This window comes from Mycolicibacterium mageritense, from assembly GCF_010727475.1.
In the GTDB taxonomy this organism is placed as follows: Bacteria; Actinomycetota; Actinomycetes; order Mycobacteriales; family Mycobacteriaceae; genus Mycobacterium; species Mycobacterium mageritense.
This window is the reverse complement of sequence record NZ_AP022567.1, coordinates 656,153-673,797: the sequence shown is the minus strand read 5'-3', so window position 1 is coordinate 673,797 and position 17,645 is coordinate 656,153. Positions and strand designations below refer to the sequence as shown.

Sequence of the window (17,645 nt, the reverse complement as noted above, 5' to 3'; positions counted from 1 at the left end):
TGAGCCGTTGGTGTGCCGGCGTTCTTCGATGTCATTCGATGGTGTCGCGGGCCGAGGCGTGGCGCATGAAGGTTGTGTGGAGATCGGCTGGAGATCGCCGGTAGGGCCGCGACCAGTCGGAACATGCTCAAAGCCGTCCGGCTCGACCGCGCGCAGCCAGTCGCGCCGCGACCGTGAACTGGATCGAATAGCACCATCGGGGCGCTCGGTGACGATACGGTGAGTCGTCCTGCACCGCCGTCACGATGGGAGTGGCAACATGCGAGCCGGTTGGTCACCACGCGTTCACCGCCGACGGTCGAGATCACACCCACCCGGTCGCGTGCTCGCGGCGCTCGGGGCTCTCCTCATCGGCCTGCTCGCTGCGGCGATGCTGGTGCCGGCCACCGCGTCGGCCGACGGCGAAACGTATGTCATCGCGACCGACACGACGTTCGCACCGTTCGAATTCCAGGACGCCCAGGGCAATTTCGTCGGTATCGACATGGACCTGATCCGGGAGATCGCGAAGGACCAGGGTTTCAACGTCACCATCAAGCCGCTCGGGTTCGACGCCGCACTTCAGGCCGTGCAGGCCAACCAGGCCGACGGAGTCATCGCAGGCATGTCGATCACCGATGCGCGCAAGAAGGTTTTCGACTTCTCCGACCCGTATTTCGAGTCGGGTGTCCAGATGGCCGTGCTGAAAGACGACGACGAGATCAAGTCGTACGCGGACCTCAAGGGCAAGAAGGTCGCGGTCAAGAACGGCACCGAGGGTGCGGAATTCGCCGAGTCCATCAAGGGCAAGTACGGCTTCGACGTGGTGTCTTTCGCCGACTCGGCATCGATGTTCGAGGAAGTCAAGACCGGTAACTCCGTCGCGGTCTTCGAGGATTACCCGGTGCTGGCCTACGGCATCCAGCAGGGCAACGGATTCAAGACCGTCACGCCCAAGGAACAGGGCTCCAGCTACGGCTTCGCGGTCAACAAGGGCCAGAACCCCGAGCTGCTGGCCAAATTCAACACGGGCCTGAAAAACCTCAAGGACGCCGGACGCTACGACGAGATCATCGAGAGCTATCTCGGCGAGGGCGCATCGGATGCCGACAACTCGTTCCTCGGCCTGCTCAAGAGCACCTTCCCGGTGTTGATGGAAGGCCTGAAGATGACGGTGATCCTGACCGTCGTCTCGATCGCGATCGCGTTGGTGCTCGGCACCATCTTCGGGCTCTTCCGGGTGTCCCGGTCGGTGTGGCTTCGTGCGATCGGCACCACCTACGTCGACATCTTCCGCGGCACACCGCTTCTGGTGCAGGCCTTCTTCATCTACTTCGGCATCCCGTCGGCGCTGGGATTCCAGATGACGGCGCTGACGGCCGGCATCATCACGCTGTCCCTCAACGCGGGCGCGTACATGACCGAGATCGTCCGTGGCGGCATCCAGTCGGTCGACAAGGGGCAGATGGAGGCATCCCGCAGCCTCGGCATCGGGTACCTGCCGACGATGCGAAAAGTGATTCTGCCGCAAGCGGTCCGGACCATGATCCCGTCCTACGTCAACCAGTTCGTCATCACACTGAAGGACACGTCGATCCTTTCGGTGATCGGCATCGCCGAGCTGACCCAGACCGGTCGGCTCATCATCGCGCGCAACTACCAGTCGTTCACCATGTGGCTGATCATCGGCATCATCTACTTCATCGTGATCATGGCGCTCACCAAGCTCTCTGACCGGCTCGAAAAGAGGATTGCGAAATGACCCTGGTTCCGGAGGAAGCGGCCGCCGAGCCCGAAGGCACCGTCAAGATCCGCATCGAGGGACTCAAGAAGTCGTTCGGTGACCTCGTGGTGCTCGACGGCATCGACACCACCATCAGCCAAGGCGAGGTGGTCTGTGTGATCGGACCGTCCGGGTCCGGCAAATCGACCTTCCTGCGATGCCTCAACAAGCTGGAAGACATCACGGGGGGCAAGGTCGTGGTCGACGGATTCGACCTGACCGACCGGAAGGTCGACCTCGACAAGGTCCGTCAGCACATCGGCATGGTGTTCCAGCACTTCAACCTGTTCCCGCACATGACCGTCATCGACAACGTCACGCTGGCACCACTTCTGACCAAGAAGATGGACAAGGCCACCGCCGAGAAGCGTGCGATGGACCTGCTGGCTCAGGTCGGGTTGGCGGAGAAGGCGAACGTCAAACCGTCGACGTTGTCCGGCGGGCAGAAGCAGCGTGTGGCGATCGCGCGGGCGCTGGCGATGAGCCCGTCCATCATGCTGTTCGACGAGGCCACCAGCGCGCTCGACCCGGAAATGGTCGGCGATGTGCTGGAAGTGTTGCGGGAGTTGGCCGCCGAGGGCATGACGATGGTCGTCGTCACGCATGAGATGGGCTTCGCGCGGGAGGTCGCATCGCGGGTGATCTTCATGTGCGACGGCAACATCGTCGAGGACGACACGCCCGCCGCGATCTTCGACACGCCCAAACACCCACGGCTGCAGGAGTTTCTGTCGAAGGTGCTGTGAGCGGTCAGCCCTGCTCGACGATGTTGTCCTGACCCGAGTTGGCGACTTCCGGGGTGCCCGACCGGTAGGTGACGTGGTTCTCGAAGCCCGAGACGCCGATCGAGTCCGCCGACTCGGCCGTGATGGTGTTCTGGATCCCGGACACGCCGATTGTGCTGCAGTGACCCGTGATCTCGACGGTGTTCTCGATGCCGCTGACCGTCACGGCGTTGCCGTTGCACTCGATGGTCTTGTGCTCGTTGATGCCCGACACGATGACGGTCTCACCCGGCGCGGCCGTGCTCGCCTGCGGTGGCTGGGTCGGGCTCGGCGACGGCACCGGTTGCGGCGCCGTGATGGTGATCTTCGAGCGCGACGTGGTCTGACCGGCGGTGCTGCCGCCTCCGCCGGTGTCGCGGCCCGAACCGCTGAACATCAGATAGGCCGTCACGCCACCGGCAACCACGAAGAAGATCACGACCCCGAGCAAGAACAGGACGCCCGCACCGGCGCCGCCGCGCGGCCGGGGTGCGGGCGGATACGGGTCGACGTATCCGGGCCACGGGGCAGGTGGGCCCGGGGGCGGCGGCGGATAGTTCGCGTGCGTCCACGGCTGGGTCGGGGGCGGGTTGGCAGCGGTGGTGTACTGGCCGGTGCCCAGTTCCGACGCGCGCTCCGCGAGCGGGCGTTCCAGTTCTCGGATGCGCTGCTCGGGGTCGTCGCTCGGGTCCATGCGCAGATGCTCGCACATCCGCCGGTCCCCGCGGAGCCGAACTGCGGGTGATGTGCGGTCATCTGGTTTGCTGTCGGCCCGGGCGGCTACACCGGGCCCGGCCGAAGCGCGGGATCGCGGGCGGTGGCCGGCCGTGGGAGCAAAGCAATTGCTCGGTAAGTAATCTCGCGGCCGTTTCGGGTCAGTCGCGATGTCGGTGGCCGAGCGTAGTCTCGATGGTGAAGGTCGTTTGCTGCGCGCGAAAGGAGTCCCAGTGCCAGTGCCCGGACCATGGACCGGTGACCCGGTCTGGCTCGCCGATGTGCTCCGTGCTGAGGGCGTCGATCTCGTCGAGTATCCCGGCTGGCGCACCCGCGGGCATGGAGACTTCAAGGACATCCGGGGCGTGATGGTGCACCACACCGGATCGGACACCGCGACGGCCGCGTCGATCGCCAACGGCCGTCCCGATCTTCCCGGTCCGTTGTCGCAGTTGCACATCGCGCGCGACGGCACGGTCACCATCGTCGCGGTCGGGGTGGCCTGGCACGCCGGGGTGGGCATGTATCCGTGGGTGCCGACCAACATGGGCAACTGGCACCTGATCGGCATCGAATGTGCCAACAGCGGCACCAGCCCTACCGCTCCGCACCGCCAGAATTGGCCGGACGCACAGTATTTCGCGTTGGTGCGGTGCGCCGCCGCGATCAACCGGCGGCTGGCGCAGACGTCCGAACGCACCATCGGGCACAAGGAATATGCCGGCCGGGCTCAGGGCAAGTGGGATCCGGGGGCCATCGACATGAACATCCTGCGGCACGACATCGCCGAGCGCATCGGTGCGGTCACCGATCCCGCGCCGACGCCGCGTCCGCCGGTGCCGGTGGGGGAGTATGCCGACGTGCTGCTGCACCGGCCGATGGAGGGCCCCCAGGTGGCCGAGTTGCAGCGGAGGCTCAAGACGGCCTATGCCGAATACGCCGGTGACCTCGAGGTCGACGGCATCTTCGGCCCGCAAACCGAGGCCGCGGTCAAGGAGTTTCAGCGCCGCACCCGTGGGCTCAAGGTCGACGGCATCGTCGGGCCTGCCACCGCCGCGGCCCTGCGGTTGAGGCTCATTCCCGCCCCCGAGGCGACGCCCTGAATGGGCGCAGCGAACAAACATCGTCATCCGGCTCATCGTTCACAGCCGTAACAGCAGTCTCGCGGTAGGCTTGCACTGAAAGTGCTGACGCGCTGGAAAGTTTGCTGGCGTGTCGCGATGTGATTTATCGCTCACTTTAGCCAGGAATGGTAAGAATCGATAGTGGCAACGCGTGCGGGCAAACGATCCAACCGGCTTGCTGCCGTCTGTATAGCTGCAGGTAAACTGCCTGTAACGTATTGCTACCAAAAAATAACGACTCGATAACGAAGAATTTCCTAAGTGCTTCCTGAGAGTTCGTAGGTGGCTATCGCTGGTTCGCTGAGAAGGCGTTCTGGAGACCGCATTTTCGTCGCTAGACTCGTTACAACCTGTGCGCCACCCGGTGCATATGACCTGGAATCTAGAGCCGGTGAACGCCATGCCGGCGGAGGTGCCGATGACCAGCCCAATGCCTCTGGCAAAGAACTTCCTGCGCGCGCTCAGCAGCGTTGTCCGTCGTGACGCCGCTCCCGTGGACGCTGCCGCCGGCAGCGTCACCTTTGACGGTGCGCTCGACGACTTCGACGTGGCCGGCCTCGTGGCAGTGGGCCGCGGCCCGATCGGCGACATCGTGGTCGATGCCGACCGCGACACGGTTGTCGTCACCAACACCGGTGCCGACTGCATCACGGTGATCAACCCGGAGACCCTCGGCGTGGTCGGCTCCGTCCGGCTCGGCGGCGAGCCCTTCGCCGTGGCCGTTGCCAACGACCGGGCGTATGTGAGCACCGCCGCGGCGGGCCACGACGCGATCGTCGAGGTGGACACCATCACCGGTACGGTCCTCGCCGAGTACCCGCTCGCGCTGAGCGTCACAGCCCTCACCGTGAGCCCTGACGGCAAGCGAGTGTTCGCCGGGCGCAGCGGCCAGGACCGCATCGACATCGCGGTCATCGACACCACCGCCGAACGCGTCGGCACCATCGACATCGCCACGGGCGCGGGCGTCAACCTCGATGCCCTGCGCGTCGACGCCACCGGCAAGCGCGTCTACGCCGCCACCGCCGACGCCCGCGGCAGCCGGCTGATCGCCGTCAACGCCGAGACCGCACAGATCGAGGCGACCGTGTGGATCGGTGCGCCGATCCGCGACCTGGCGCTGGGCGGCGACGGCATTGCTTACGTGCTGACCTCGGACCGCGAACGGCGCGGCGTGGTGCACATCGTCGATCTTGCTGCCGGCACCGTGATCGGCGCGGTCGAGGTCGGCGGCGCGCCGACGCAGCTGGTGCTCAGCCCGGACGCGACCCGCGCCTACATCGTCGACTACGACCGCGTGTCCGTGCTGTGCACGCTCACCAACGAGATTCTCGGCAGTGTCGACGTCAATGCGCAGCCCGCGGCTGTGGCCGTCCGGCGTGACGGCGGCCGGATCTACATCGCCGACTACACGGGGCACGTCAACGTCTTCGAAACCGCGGCGGCCGCGCTGCCCGGGCTGTACTCGCAGTTCGTCGCGCCCGAGCTGGCCCAGGCTCCTATGCCCATGCTGGAGCCGGTCGGCGTCTAGCCAACCCTCGCCGAACAGACACGCGGGTACCCTGGAATGCGCTTTCCCGGGTACTTTTGCGTCTGCTCGGCAGGTGAGATGCGTGCCCTTCAACGCCACTGGTAGCGCGTGCGGGGACGCCCGGCTTTGCCGTATTCCGTGCTGCGCGTGACGGTGCCGTCTTCGGCGAGCCGCTCAAGGTACCGCCACGCCGTCACGCGTGACACCCCCACTTGCGCGGCGACCTCGTCGGCCGTGAGACCGCCCGCGCAGTCGCGCACCGCGCGGGCGATCTCGTCGGTGGTCTGCGGAGCCGCGCCCTTGGGCGCAGCGGATTTCTCTGCGGCAACGCGCAATTCGGCCAACGCACGATCGACCTCGGCCTGACTCGCGGCGTCGGTACCGGCGGGCAGGGCCTCGCGGTAGCGGCGGTAGCGCTCCAAGCGGTCCCGGAACGCCGCGAACGTGAACGGTTTGAGCAGATACGCCAGTGCACCGTGCGCGACGGCCGCGCGGACCATCTCCAGATCGCGTTCCGACGTGATCGCGATGATGTCGGGCGCGGGACGCAGCCCGGACAGTCCGGAGGCCAGGGTGATTCCGCTTGCGTCGGGCAGACCGATGTCGAGCAGCACCAGATCCACGGGCTGTTCGGACGCCGCGGCCTCGGCCGCCGCCCGCATCGCGTCACGCGCCGTGTGTGCGACCGCGGTCAACGAAAAGCCTTCCAGCCGACCGAGATAGGTGCGGTGCGCCTCCGCGATCAGCGGATCGTCTTCGACGATCAACACGTTGATCATCGCGGCTGCCCGACCGGGACCGTCGCGGTCACCACCGAACCGTAGGTCACGTCCGCACTCAGCGTGCCCCCGTGCTTCTTGATCACCTGGGCCACCAACGCCAGACCCAGGCCGTGGCCCGCGGTGTCGCCCGCCTTGGTCGAATACCCGCGCTGCATGGCCTTTTCGAACGTCTGCGCATCCATGCCGGCGCCGCTGTCGGCGACCCGGATGAGCAGCGTGGTGTCGTCCTGGCTCACCGTGACCTCGATCCACGGGTCGTCGCGGTCGCACGCATCCATCGCATTGTCGATGAGATTACCCAGCACCGTGACCATCTCCTGCCCCGACAGCACCGTCTCGGTGGGCAGATGGGTGTCCTCGGTGACGGTCAACGCGATCCCGCGCTCGTCGGCCTGCGCGGTCTTGCCGAGCAGCAGCGCCACCAGTGCCGGCTCGTTGACCGCCTGCGAGAGCCGGTCCACGAGACGCTGGGACAGTTCCAGATCGCTCGTGGCGAACCGGACCGCCTCGTCGGTGCGGCCCATCTCGACCATGGTGATCACGGTGTGCAGCTTGTTGGCCGACTCGTGAGCCTGCGCGCGCAGTGAGTCGGTCAGCACCTGCAGCGAGCTGAGTTCACCCAGGGCGCCCTGCAATTCGGTGCGGTCGCGGATCGTGACCACTTCCGAATCCGAGCCCGCGACGCGGGATCGATTGACCACAAGCACGCGCTCGTCGGTGACATGCAGCTCGTCGCGGGCCCCCGGCGCGCGGGTCTGCAGGAAGTCCGGCAACTGGTCGCGGCGCACCGGGCCGGACGGCAACCCGAGCAGCCGGCGGGCCTCGTCGTTGGCGACCGCGACACCCGTGCGGTCGAGCACGATCAGACCCTCGGACACCGAATGCAGGATCGCGTCGTGGTGGTCGTACATAACCCTCAGCTCGTCGGGGCGCAGCCCGCGGGTCTGCCGCAGCAACCGGCGCCGGATGGCCCACACGCCGACCATCGAAATGGCCAGTGCGGCAGCGGTTACCGCGGCGATGACGGGGAACTGGGCGCGCCAGCGTTCGGCGAGCGTCTGCTGGGTGATGCCCGCCGACACCAGCCCGACGATGCGTCCGTCGGCGGCCCGCACCGGCGCGACCGCGCGCACCGACGGGCCCAGTGTGCCGGTGTACACCTCGCTGAACGTCTCGCCGCGCAGCGCGGGCTCGACCGTCCCGAGGTAGTGCCCACCGATCTGGCTCGGGTCGGTGTGGGTGAAGCGGATGCCGTCGGGCGCCATGATCGTGATGAACGCGATGTCGGTGGTCTTGCGGACCGCCTCTGTGACGGGCTGCAGCACCTGTGTGGCGTCGCCCGACTGGATCGCCGCCGCGGTCGACGGAGAATCGGCCAGCGCGGTCGCGATCCCCACCACCTGCTGGCGCGCCGCGGCGTCACCGTCGCGCCGCGCGTCGAGCAGTGCCAGCGCAGACCCCGCGAGCACGACCACCGCGACCACGACGATCTGCAGCGCGATCGCCTGGCCGGCCAGGGTCCATGACCGTCGCGAGCGGCCTGCAGGCATGTGCCACCACCGCGCCACGGCACCTCCGATTTGGTGAACGTAATGAACTAAAACGTGACCTGGCTCACGCCATCGCCGAACCTAACTTCCAGACCCCATCGATGTCGACCCGGAGGTAGGCGATCATGAGCATCACCCTCGACCATCAACCCGGCGCGGCGCCCGAGCGCCGCCGGGACCGTACGCACTGGCTATACATCGCCGTCATCGTCGCGGTGCTGGCCGGTATCGCGGTCGGACTGCTGGCGCCCGAGGTCGGCAAGAGCGTGGGCGTGCTCGGCACGATGTTCGTCAGCCTGATCAAGATGATGATCGCACCCGTGATCTTCTGCACCATCGTGCTGGGCATCGGCTCGGTCCGCAAAGCCGCCACGGTCGGCAAGGTCGGTGGTCTGGCGTTCGTCTACTTCCTGGTGATGTCGACCTTCGCACTGGCGATCGGCCTCGTGGTGGGCAACCTCATCCACCCGGGCAGTGGCATGCACCTGTCCGAGAGCGCTGCAGGCAAGGGCGCCGAGCTCGCGGAGAAAGCGCACGAGGCCGGCGGGCTCATGGACTTCGTGCAAGGCATCATCCCCGACACGCTGTTCTCGTCGCTGACGGCGGGCAGCGTGCTGCAGGCCCTGTTCGTCGCGCTGCTCGTGGGCTTCGCGCTGCAGGCGATGGGCAGTGCGGGCGAGCCGATCCTGCGCGGTGTCGAGCACGTACAGAAGCTCGTGTTCAAGGTGCTGATCATGATCCTGTGGCTCGCGCCCATCGGCGCGTTCGGTGCGATCGCCAACGTGGTCGGGCAGACCGGCTGGACCGCGGTGACCCAGCTGCTGACGCTGATGCTCGGCTTCTACATCACGTGCGTGCTGTTCGTGTTCGGCGTCCTGGGCGTACTGCTGCGGTTCGTCGCGGGTGTGTCGATCTTCAAACTGGTGCGCTACCTGGCCCGCGAATACCTGCTGATCTTCTCGACGTCGTCGTCGGAGTCGGCGCTGCCGCGACTGATCGCCAAGATGGAGCACCTGGGGGTCGACCGCAGCACGGTCGGTGTCGTTGTGCCGACCGGTTATTCGTTCAACCTCGACGGCACCGCGATCTACCTGACCATGGCGTCGCTGTTCATCGCCGACGCGCTGGGCGCGCCGATGTCCGTCGGGCAGCAGATCGGCCTGCTGGTCTTCATGATCGTCGCGTCGAAGGGTGCGGCCGGGGTCACCGGCGCCGGGTTGGCCACGCTCGCCGGCGGCCTGCAGGCCCACCGCCCGGACCTGCTCGACGGTGTCGGGCTGATCGTCGGGATCGACCGGTTCATGTCCGAAGCGCGTGCGGTGACCAACTTCTCGGGCAACGCCGTGGCGACCCTGCTGGTCGGTTCGTGGACCAAGACCGTGGACCGCGCCAAGGTGGACTCGGTGCTGCGCGGCGAGGATCCGTTCGACGAACTGACGATGGTCGACGACCACCCGTCGGCAGCCGAACCGGCCCGCGTCTAGCGGTTCGACCACAGGCCCGGCCGGATTCACCGGCCGGGCCTGTGGCGTTGAACCCGTTCGCGCTCCCGCCCGTAACAACGGCAAGGGCCGCACCGACATGGTGAGTGCGGGAAGCAAGAAAGAAGACCGGTCATGCGAGCATCAATCGTCATGCTGGCCGCGTCGGGGGCGGCAATGGGCACAATCATGGCGCCGGCAGGGCCGGCCGCCGCGGAATCGGCTCTGGTGACCATCGGCCAGTTGGAGGCCGAAGGGTTTCACGTCAACATCGACCGGGTCGGCAGCGCACCACTGGAACAGTGCACGGTGATCAGCGTCCGCAACCCGCAGACGCAGACCCGGCTGATCAGGGTCGAGCGGATCGGCAAGAACGGCAAGAAGGACTTCGACCTCGTCCCCATCGTCGTGCGCCGCACCATCACGGTGTCGCTGGATTGCGCGAACTGAGTCTTCCTGCTGTCCGGTAGTGACGATTCACGCCTGCGGCCATGACATGGGCGGGCCGGCGCGCCATGCTGGATCGGTAGGTGCGCGGGAGCCGGCTCGCGCCGACGAAAGGTGTCGCGCATGGCGAAGGCCGACCTGCGATCAGCATGAGCCTGCGCCCCCGTCTGATGTCGCTGTTGGTGCGTCCGACGCCGCCGCCGACCTGGCTGGGTGTCGTGGTGGCCGCGGGGTGCATCACGGCCGAGACGCTGCTGGTGTTCGTGCTGCGGCGGCTGGCGCCCGAGAACACGTTCGGTGCGCTGTTCCTGCTCGGCGTGCTGGTGGTATCGGCCGGGTGGGAACTGCGGCTGGCCGTGATCACGACGCTGGCAAGCGCGCTGGCCTACATCTACTTCCACCTCGCGCCGAACGGTGGCTTCATGCCGCTCGAGAATGCGCTGGCGGTCGCGATCTTCGTACCCATCGCGTTCCTGGCGAACGCCCTTGCCGGCCAGGCGCGCCTGCGCGCCGCTGAGGCCGATCAACGTCGCAGGGAAGCCGAGGCGCTCGCCGAGGAACTCACGGCGTCACGCGTCAGGATCGTCACCGCTGCCGACGTCGCCCGGCGCCGGTTCGAACGCGATCTCCACGACGGCGCACAACAACGCCTGGTGTCGCTCGGCCTCGAGCTGCGGATGGCCGAGTCGGAGGTGCCCGCGGACAACGGTGAACTCCGGCAACGCATCTCAGGGATCGTCGACGGATTGGCCGCCGTATCGGAGGATCTGCGGGAGATCTCACGAGGGATCCACCCGGCGATCCTGTCCAAGGGCGGTCTCGGGGCCGCCCTCAAGGTGCTCGCCCGCCGGTCTCCCGTGCCGGTGGCGCTCCATGTGGATGCCGAGGGGCGCTTCCCGCAGAGCGTCGAGGTGGGCTTGTATTACGTTGCGGCGGAATCGTTGACGAACGCCGCCAAGTACGCACAGGCTTCCGAGGTCGAGGTGCGGCTGGATCTCGACGGGCCGAATCTGCGCCTGTCGGTCACAGACGACGGCGTCGGCGGAGCCGACCAGACCAGGGGATCGGGCCTCATCGGTCTGCGGGACCGGATCGACACGCTCGGCGGGACATTCGAGATCTCCAGCCCCGCGGGCGAGGGGACCGCGTTGCGTGTCACGGTCCCCGTCGCACCGGGATGAGCGCTCAGCGGTGCCCGCCGCCGCCGAAGCCGTGGCCGCCGCCCCCGTTGAACCCGTGCCCGTAGTTGCCGCCGAGGCCGAACAGCGAGAAGTACGGGTACTGCGCCTCGAAATCGGGCGGCGTGGAGTCGTTGATCTGAACGTTGCCCGGGCTTTGGCATTCGGTGCCGTCTCCGAAACTGCTGCAGGCCTGTTGTGCGACAGGCGGTGCGGCGGCGGCGACCGGTGCGACCGCGATGGCTATCGCGCCCGCCCCTGCGGCCAGCAGCGGTGCGAAATGGCGTGGGGTGATTCGCATGACGGTTCTCCTTCTAGTTGGTGGCGGGCTGCGCGGTGGTGCCGATGCCTGCCGGGTTGAGGTGGGTCAGATGACCGCTTTCGGTGCCGTCGGCCGGGTCGATGACACAGTCGATGAGCGCGGGGCGTCCCGACGCGAGTGCTCGGGTCAACGCGGCGGTGAGCTGATCGGGAGTGCGCACGTGATAGCCGGCGCCGCCGAACGCCTCGATCAGCCGGTCGTGGCGGGCACCCGCCATCAGCGTGGTCGGTGCGGGATCGCCCGATGTCGGGTTCACTCCGTCGCCCCGGTAGACGCCACCGTTGTTGAGCACGACGACTACGACAGGAAGCCGGTAACGGCAGATCGTCTCCAGTTCCATTGCACTGAATCCGAACGCGCTGTCACCTTCGATCGCCACGACCGGGTCACCGCTCTCCACTGCCGCGGCGATCGCATAACCCATCCCGATACCCATGACACCCCACGTGCCGCTGTCGAGCCGGTGACGTGGCACGGCCATGTCGATCACGTTGCGGGTGAGGTCGAGCGCGTTGGCGCCCTCGTTCACGACGTACACGTCGGGGCGGTCGGTCAACACGTCGCGGATCGCGCGCAGCGCGCCGTGGAACCGCATCGGGTCCGAATCGGCGTCCAGACGTTCGGCCATCGACGCCGCGTTGTGGGCGCACCGCTGGGCCAGCTGTGCGCGCCACGGCGCGGGCGCGTCGATCCCCGCGGCGCGGTCGACCAGAAGACTCATCACCGAGCCGATGTCCCCGACGAGCGGTGCCGCGATGGGCACGTTGCTGTCCAGTTCCGCCGGGTCGATGTCGATCTGGATGAACTGGGCGTCGGCGCTCCACTGCGGCGGTTCCCCGTGCCCGAGCAGCCAGTTCAACCGGGCGCCGACGAGCAGCACCACATCGGCGTTGCGCAGGGCCAGTGACCTGGCCGCGGCCACCGACTGCGGATGTCCGTCGGGCAGCAGGCCTTTGGCCATCGACATCGGCAGGTACGGCAGGCCCGTCGTTTCGATGAACGAGCGAATCGTCGTGTCGGCCCGCGCGTATGCCGCACCTTTGCCGAGCACGACGAGCGGACGTCGGGCACCCGCGAGGAGTGCGACCGCACGGTCCACCGCGGCGGGGGACGGCAGCTGTGCGGGTGCCGCGTCGACCACGGTCCGCACCGACGCGGCGGCTTCCGATGCGTCGATCACCTCACCTAGCACGGCCGCGGGGATGTCGAGATAGACGCCCCCGGGACGCCCCGACAACGCGGTGCGGATCGCACGCGCGACACCCAACCCGATGTCCTGCACCCGGTTCACCCGAAAGGCGGCCTTGACGAACGGCTTTGCGGCCGCGAGCTGATCCAGCTCCTCGTAGTCACCCCGTTGCAGGTCGACGATGTGACGCTCGCTCGACCCGGAGATCTGCACCATGGGGAAGCAGTTCGCCGTGGCGTTGGCCAGTGCGACAAGGCCGTTGAGAAAGCCCGGCGCCGACACCGTGAGGCAGCAGCCCGGTTTCCCGGTCAGGAAGCCGGCCGCCGCGGCGGCGTGACCGGCGTCGCTTTCGTGCCGGAAGCCGATGTAGCGCAGGCCGTCGGCCTGTGCGACGCGGGCGATGTCTGTCACCGGAATTCCGACCACTCCGTAGATGGTGTGAATCCCGTTGCGCTTCAACGCCTCCACCACGACGTGGTGGCCGTCGGTGACTGTGGTGGCCGGTGGGTCCGCAACTGGGGCAGCGATGCTCATGACTTCATCCTGGTCGCGGGGTATGGCCGGCGTCTGCACCGCTGGCGGCCAATGCGGTGTCCCGGCCACCGTCACCAGCACCCCCCTGCCAGCTGGAAATTCCGGCCGGGACAGCGGACACCCGCACCGCGCCGGCCTAGCATTCCGGCAGATCCTCAGAGTGGAAAACCTTGTGGTTCAACCATGTTGGTACGACGGAAGGTGATTGCGATGACTTCGATGACCGGACTGTTCGACGTGCTCGACGAACAGATGTGCCACCGTCCCGATTCGACGGCCCTCGTCGTGGGCGGAGAGCGGACCCCCGTGCGCTACAGCGAGCTCGACAGGTTGGTCGAGCAGATCGCGGCGGGTCTGGACGAGGCAGGCTTACGCCGCGGCGACGCGGTCGGGCTGGTGGGCGCCAACACGCTCGAATTCGTGGTCGGCCTGCTGGGCGCGGCCCGGGCCGGCATCGTGGTCGCACCGCTCGACCCGGCCCTGCCCGTCGCGGAGATGAGTGACCGGCTGGACCGCGTCGGCGCACGCGCCGTACTGGTCGGTGCCGCGGCGACCGATCGGACCCCGCTGTACATCCCCGACATCGCGACGATGCGTGTGCGCGTGGTGATGTCCGGCGCGCAGGCGTGGCTGGACACGGTGTCAGGATGTCTCGGGTCCAGCCGCGGTCAGGATCCCGGGCTGCGACCGGGTGACGCACTGGTGCTCTTCACGTCCGGCACCACGGGCCGCGCGAAGATGGTGCCGCTGACCCATGCCAACATCGCAGCGTCGGTACAGGGCATCTGCGCGACATACGAGCTGGGTGCCGCCGACGCGACCGTGGCCGTCATGCCGTTCTTCCACGGTCACGGGCTGATGGCGGTGTTGCTTGGCACGCTTGCCAGTGGTGGGCGCCTGCTGCTGCCCACGCGCGGCCGGTTCTCGGCGCACATGTTCTGGACCGACATGCGGGCGGTCGGCGCCACCTGGTACAGCGCCGTGCCGACGATCCACCAGATCCTGTTGCAGCGGTCCGTGGACGGCTACCCGGGCCCGGACGTCGTGCGGCTGCGCTTCATCCGCAGCTGTAGCGCACCGCTCGACGTCGCCACGGCACAGGCCGTGGCGCGCAGGTTCGGCGCGCCGGTGCTCGAGGCGTACGGGATGACCGAGACCACCCACCAGGCAGTGAGCGCGCGCGTCGACCGTGACGTCAGCGGATCGGTCGGATCCGCCACCGGGGACGTGCAGTTGCGGGTCGTCGACAGTGCCGGCTCGGTGTGCCCGCCCGGCGTCGTCGGCGAGGTGTGGGTGAGCGGCCCGACCGTGGTCCGCGGGTACCTGGCTGACCCGCCCGAAACGGCGAAGAGCTTCGTGGACGGGTGGTTTCGCACCGGCGATCTGGGGGCGCTCGATGCCGACGGGTGCCTGCACCTGACGGGCCGGATCAAGAACATCATCAACCGCGGTGGGGAGAAGATCTCACCCGAGCACGTCGAAGGTGTCCTGACCGGATGTGACGGCGTGATCGAGGCCGCGGTGTTCGCGATACCGGACGACACTTACGGTGAACGCGTTGGCGCCGCCGTGGTCCTGGCCGCGGCGCGCGCCAGCGCAACCGACGCCATCGCGATGGAATGCCGAACGAAGCTGTCTCCGTTCGAGGTTCCGGAACGGTTCGAGATCGTCGAAGCCCTGCCCCACACGGCCAAGGGAGCGATCGATCGGAACGCGGTCAGAACCCAGTTCACGACGGTGGGCGCAGCGCGCGCCGGAACCAGCCGGTGATCGTGGTCGGGTGGGTTATCGCCGTTCCCACCACGACCGCGTGGGCACCCGCCTCGATCGCGGCACGGGCCTGTTCCGGGGTGTGCACGCGCCCCTCGGCGATGACGGGCACCCCCGGTAACCGGGTGACCAACTGCGCCAACAGCTCCAGATCGGGGCCGTCGGTCCGGGTCCGTTCGCCCGTGTAACCGGCCAGGGTGGTACCGATGATGTCGGCGCCGGCGTCGTGGGCCGCGAGCGCGTCGTCGAGCGACCCGCAGTCGGCCATCACGATGGTCGGGGCGCTCGCACGCAATCGCGCGATGGTCTCGGCCAGCGTCAGTCCGTCGGGTCTGGGCCGCCGGGTGCCGTCGAGCGCGACGATCTCGGCACCGGCGTCGCGCACGGCGCGCGCGTGCCGGAGGGTCGGCGTGATGTACACGCCGTCGTGACCGTCCTTCCACAGCCCGATCAGCGGAACCTCGGTGCGGCCCTTGATGAACGAGATGTCGGCCACGCCTTGTGCGCGCACCCCGGCCGCCCCGCCTGCGACGACGGCCTCGGCCATCTGGGCCATGGTCTCTGGATGGCGCAGCGGCTCGCCCGGATAGGCCTGGCAGGACACGATCAGCCCGCCGGCCAGGGTCTGGACGGGGTCGGTCACCGCGGGTCTCCGGCGAGCGCGGCGGCCCCGAGAATCGCTGCGCGTGAACCACGTTCGGCGGGCAGCACCGGGCAGCCGGTGACGGCCTCGATGAACTGCTCGGTGGCCGCGCCGGTCATGGCCGACCACCACAGCGGACCTGCCTGCGCCAGCCCGCCCGAGACGATGACCGCGTCGGGGTCGAGCATATTGACCCAGCCGCCGATGGCGCGCCCGAGGGTACGTCCGCCGAGAGTGACACATTCGGTGGCCAACGCGTCGCCTGCGGAGGCCCGGCCGACGACCTGGCGTGTGTCGGCCGCCGTACCGCCGAGGCGCCGATAGTGTGCGAGAAGCCCTGTCCCTGAGGCGATCGCCTCCAGGTGGCCGGTTCGCCCGCACGTGCAGAGCAGCCCCTCGGCTTCGGGTGCCGGGGTATGCCCCAGATGGCCTGCGGCGTGCCTGGCGCCGGGCAGGGGTGTGCCGTCGAGGACCAGCGAGCCGCCGATCCCGGTACCCACGGCCACCATCAGCACAGTGCCAAGACCGCGGCCCGCGCCGTAGCGAGCCTCGCCGATCGCGTGCGCGTGCACGTCGTTGATGGCCCGCACCGGCAGGCCGGTCTTGGACGCCACGAGGTCGGCGAGACGAGTGCCCGGCCACCCGCGCAGGTTGTGGGTCGCCGAAAGCACCGTCCCGTGGCCGGCGTCGATGACCCCGGCCGAACCGATGCCGATGGCGACCGGCGCGGGCAGGCCGCTGTCGGCGGCCTTGCCCCGGATCTCGGCGACGAGCGCCGTGACGGTGTCGATCATCGCGGCGGGCCCTACGGCAGCCGGTGTCGGTGCGGTGCAGTCGAGTTCGACGTCGCCGTCGGGCAGCACCAGCCCCGCGGCGGTCTTGGTGCCGCCGAGGTCGATGCCGATGGTTGCCGTCATCGGGTTGCGGGATCCAGGGCGCGCGGCCCGACCGCGGCGAGGATGGTCCGGACGGCCTCGACGTCGGCGCCCGTCAGGGCGTCGAACGGTTCCGGTACCTGGTTCGTCGTGATGACGCCCTGCAGCATCAGCGCGGTCTTGAAGGCCCCCACACCCGCACCCCAGCCCGTGATGCCCTTGGCGGACAGGCAGATCTCCATCAGCTTCGCCAGCCGATCCTGTTCGCCACGTACGGTGGCCCAGTCGCCCTCGAGAAACGCCCGGTGCAGGCGCACGTAGCCGTCGGGATCGACATTGGCCAGGCCTGGCACCGACCCGTGCGCACCACTGAGATAGGCGCCGTCGACCACGAACTCGTGGCCGGTGAGCAGCGTCAACGGCTCGCCGGCGGCCCGGTTCTTCAAGCACAGCCGCCGGAACGCGATGTCGTCGCCCGACGAGTCCTTGACGCCGGCGATCGCGCCGCTGCGGCCGAGATCCACCAGCAGGTCCGGATCCAGCTTGGTGTGCACGCAAACCGGAATGTCGTAGGCGTACACCGGAATTCCCGCGCGGTCGCCGAGAATCTCGAAGTGCCGCCTGATCTGCGGGGTGTGGGTGACCGCGTAGAAGGGTGCGGTGGCGACCACGGCGTCGACACCTGCGGCTGCTGCCGCTGTCACGTGGTCGAGCACCCGCGCGGTCTGGGTGTCGATGACACCCGCGAGCAGGGGCACGCGACCGTCGACGATGCGGACGGCCGCGTCGATGACCTGCGCACGCATCGCGTCGGTGCAGAACGCGACCTCCCCGGTGGAGCCGAGGACGAAAAGCCCGTTCACTCCCGCCGTGATGAGCCGGTTGATCACGCGTTCGAAGGACTCGACGTCGAGCCGGCGGTCCTCGGTGAGCGGGGTGACGACAGGGGGGATGACACCGGTCAGCTTGCCGGTCATGT

General features: G+C 68.1%; 16 protein-coding genes. 8 read left to right on the top strand and 8 right to left on the bottom strand.

Annotated elements, in window-relative coordinates; all coding sequences use genetic code 11:
• Positions 1-259: 259 nt before the first annotated feature.
• Positions 260-1,741, top strand: a complete 1,482-nt coding sequence (locus tag G6N67_RS03245) for an amino acid ABC transporter substrate-binding protein/permease (protein ID WP_165572181.1) — start codon at positions 260-262, stop codon at positions 1,739-1,741.
• The gene (locus G6N67_RS03240) at positions 1,738-2,508 is read left to right on the top strand and encodes an amino acid ABC transporter ATP-binding protein (protein ID WP_036437970.1); all 771 of its coding nucleotides are present in this window, start codon (positions 1,738-1,740) and stop codon (positions 2,506-2,508) included. The genes G6N67_RS03245 and G6N67_RS03240 overlap by 4 nt, the downstream gene beginning before the upstream one ends.
• A gap of 4 nt (positions 2,509-2,512) precedes the next feature.
• Here G6N67_RS03240 and G6N67_RS03235 read toward each other — a convergent pair whose 3' ends face one another.
• Positions 2,513-3,220 carry a DUF3060 domain-containing protein gene (locus G6N67_RS03235; RefSeq protein WP_163642103.1) on the bottom strand — a complete coding sequence of 236 codons (708 nt, stop codon included), beginning with the start codon at positions 3,218-3,220 and terminating at the stop codon, positions 2,513-2,515.
• Positions 3,221-3,473: 253 nt separating this feature from the next.
• On the opposite strand from G6N67_RS03235, the gene G6N67_RS03230 reads away from it, so the two are divergent.
• Positions 3,474-4,343, top strand: coding sequence for a peptidoglycan recognition protein family protein (locus G6N67_RS03230; protein WP_036437967.1), 870 nt, complete (start codon positions 3,474-3,476; stop codon positions 4,341-4,343).
• Positions 4,344-4,764: 421 nt separating this feature from the next.
• Positions 4,765-5,895, top strand: a complete 1,131-nt coding sequence (locus G6N67_RS03225) for an MmpL3/TtfA transport complex stabilizer (protein ID WP_036438731.1) — start codon at positions 4,765-4,767, stop codon at positions 5,893-5,895.
• Between the two features lie 89 nt (positions 5,896-5,984).
• Here G6N67_RS03225 and G6N67_RS03220 read toward each other — a convergent pair whose 3' ends face one another.
• Together G6N67_RS03220 and G6N67_RS03215 are read right to left on the bottom strand one after the other, a co-directional pair.
• The gene (locus G6N67_RS03220) at positions 5,985-6,674 is read right to left on the bottom strand and encodes a response regulator (RefSeq protein ID WP_036437965.1); all 690 of its coding nucleotides are present in this window, start codon (positions 6,672-6,674) and stop codon (positions 5,985-5,987) included.
• The gene (locus G6N67_RS03215) at positions 6,671-8,227 is read right to left on the bottom strand and encodes a sensor histidine kinase (protein ID WP_036437963.1); all 1,557 of its coding nucleotides are present in this window, start codon (positions 8,225-8,227) and stop codon (positions 6,671-6,673) included. The genes G6N67_RS03220 and G6N67_RS03215 overlap by 4 nt, the downstream gene beginning before the upstream one ends.
• Before the next feature lie 125 nt (positions 8,228-8,352).
• Between G6N67_RS03215 and G6N67_RS03210 the strand changes: the two genes are divergently transcribed.
• From G6N67_RS03210 to G6N67_RS03200, 3 genes are all read left to right on the top strand, one after another.
• The gene (locus G6N67_RS03210) at positions 8,353-9,711 is read left to right on the top strand and encodes a cation:dicarboxylate symporter family transporter (protein ID WP_036437961.1); all 1,359 of its coding nucleotides are present in this window, start codon (positions 8,353-8,355) and stop codon (positions 9,709-9,711) included.
• Positions 9,712-9,843: 132 nt separating this feature from the next.
• Positions 9,844-10,158: a hypothetical protein gene (locus tag G6N67_RS03205; protein WP_036437959.1), complete on the top strand. Its 315-nt coding sequence runs from the start codon at positions 9,844-9,846 to the stop codon at positions 10,156-10,158.
• 152 nt (positions 10,159-10,310) lie between these two features.
• On the top strand, positions 10,311-11,336 hold the full coding sequence (locus tag G6N67_RS03200; protein ID WP_229477767.1) for an ATP-binding protein: 1,026 nt from the start codon (positions 10,311-10,313) through the stop codon (positions 11,334-11,336).
• Between the two features lie 4 nt (positions 11,337-11,340).
• Here G6N67_RS03200 and G6N67_RS03195 read toward each other — a convergent pair whose 3' ends face one another.
• Both G6N67_RS03195 and oxc read right to left on the bottom strand, forming a co-directional pair.
• Positions 11,341-11,634 carry a hypothetical protein gene (locus G6N67_RS03195; RefSeq protein ID WP_036437955.1) on the bottom strand — a complete coding sequence of 98 codons (294 nt, stop codon included), beginning with the start codon at positions 11,632-11,634 and terminating at the stop codon, positions 11,341-11,343.
• A 13-nt stretch (positions 11,635-11,647) separates the two neighbouring features.
• Positions 11,648-13,378, bottom strand: a complete 1,731-nt coding sequence (gene oxc, locus G6N67_RS03190; protein WP_036438728.1) for an oxalyl-CoA decarboxylase — start codon at positions 13,376-13,378, stop codon at positions 11,648-11,650.
• A 210-nt stretch (positions 13,379-13,588) separates the two neighbouring features.
• On the opposite strand from oxc, the gene G6N67_RS03185 reads away from it, so the two are divergent.
• Complete coding sequence (locus G6N67_RS03185; protein WP_230021876.1) at positions 13,589-15,148, top strand: FadD7 family fatty acid--CoA ligase; 1,560 nt, start codon at positions 13,589-13,591, stop codon at positions 15,146-15,148.
• Here the strand turns inward: G6N67_RS03185 and G6N67_RS03180 are convergent.
• The 3 genes from G6N67_RS03180 to G6N67_RS03170 are packed head-to-tail and all read right to left on the bottom strand — an operon-like array spanning position 15,108 to position 17,643.
• A complete protein-coding gene (locus G6N67_RS03180) occupies positions 15,108-15,791 on the bottom strand; it encodes an N-acetylmannosamine-6-phosphate 2-epimerase (RefSeq protein WP_036437953.1) in 684 nt (227 codons plus the stop codon). The genes G6N67_RS03185 and G6N67_RS03180 overlap by 41 nt on opposite strands.
• Positions 15,788-16,708 carry an ROK family protein gene (locus G6N67_RS03175; protein WP_036437950.1) on the bottom strand — a complete coding sequence of 307 codons (921 nt, stop codon included), beginning with the start codon at positions 16,706-16,708 and terminating at the stop codon, positions 15,788-15,790. Before G6N67_RS03175 ends, G6N67_RS03180 begins: the two co-directional genes overlap by 4 nt.
• Positions 16,705-17,643, bottom strand: coding sequence for a dihydrodipicolinate synthase family protein (locus tag G6N67_RS03170; RefSeq protein WP_036437946.1), 939 nt, complete (start codon positions 17,641-17,643; stop codon positions 16,705-16,707). Before G6N67_RS03170 ends, G6N67_RS03175 begins: the two co-directional genes overlap by 4 nt.
• Between the last annotated feature and the right edge of the window lie 2 nt (positions 17,644-17,645).

What these genes read in the sequence shown, in the direction of transcription:
- G6N67_RS03245 (WP_165572181.1), top strand. Translation starts at nt 260, where the DNA reads ATGCGAGCCGGTTGGTCACCACGCGTTCACCGCCGACGGTCGAGATCA.
- G6N67_RS03240 (WP_036437970.1), top strand. Translation starts at nt 1,738, where the DNA reads ATGACCCTGGTTCCGGAGGAAGCGGCCGCCGAGCCCGAAGGCACCGTC.
- G6N67_RS03235 (WP_163642103.1), bottom strand. Translation starts at nt 3,220, where the DNA reads ATGGACCCGAGCGACGACCCCGAGCAGCGCATCCGAGAACTGGAACGC.
- G6N67_RS03225 (WP_036438731.1), top strand. Translation starts at nt 4,765, where the DNA reads ATGCCGGCGGAGGTGCCGATGACCAGCCCAATGCCTCTGGCAAAGAAC.
- G6N67_RS03220 (WP_036437965.1), bottom strand. Translation starts at nt 6,674, where the DNA reads ATGATCAACGTGTTGATCGTCGAAGACGATCCGCTGATCGCGGAGGCG.
- G6N67_RS03215 (WP_036437963.1), bottom strand. Translation starts at nt 8,227, where the DNA reads ATGCCTGCAGGCCGCTCGCGACGGTCATGGACCCTGGCCGGCCAGGCG.
- G6N67_RS03210 (WP_036437961.1), top strand. Translation starts at nt 8,353, where the DNA reads ATGAGCATCACCCTCGACCATCAACCCGGCGCGGCGCCCGAGCGCCGC.
- G6N67_RS03205 (WP_036437959.1), top strand. Translation starts at nt 9,844, where the DNA reads ATGCGAGCATCAATCGTCATGCTGGCCGCGTCGGGGGCGGCAATGGGC.
- G6N67_RS03195 (WP_036437955.1), bottom strand. Translation starts at nt 11,634, where the DNA reads ATGCGAATCACCCCACGCCATTTCGCACCGCTGCTGGCCGCAGGGGCG.
- oxc (WP_036438728.1), bottom strand. Translation starts at nt 13,378, where the DNA reads ATGAGCATCGCTGCCCCAGTTGCGGACCCACCGGCCACCACAGTCACC.
- G6N67_RS03185 (WP_230021876.1), top strand. Translation starts at nt 13,589, where the DNA reads ATGACTTCGATGACCGGACTGTTCGACGTGCTCGACGAACAGATGTGC.
- G6N67_RS03175 (WP_036437950.1), bottom strand. Translation starts at nt 16,708, where the DNA reads ATGACGGCAACCATCGGCATCGACCTCGGCGGCACCAAGACCGCCGCG.
- G6N67_RS03170 (WP_036437946.1), bottom strand. Translation starts at nt 17,643, where the DNA reads ATGACCGGCAAGCTGACCGGTGTCATCCCCCCTGTCGTCACCCCGCTC.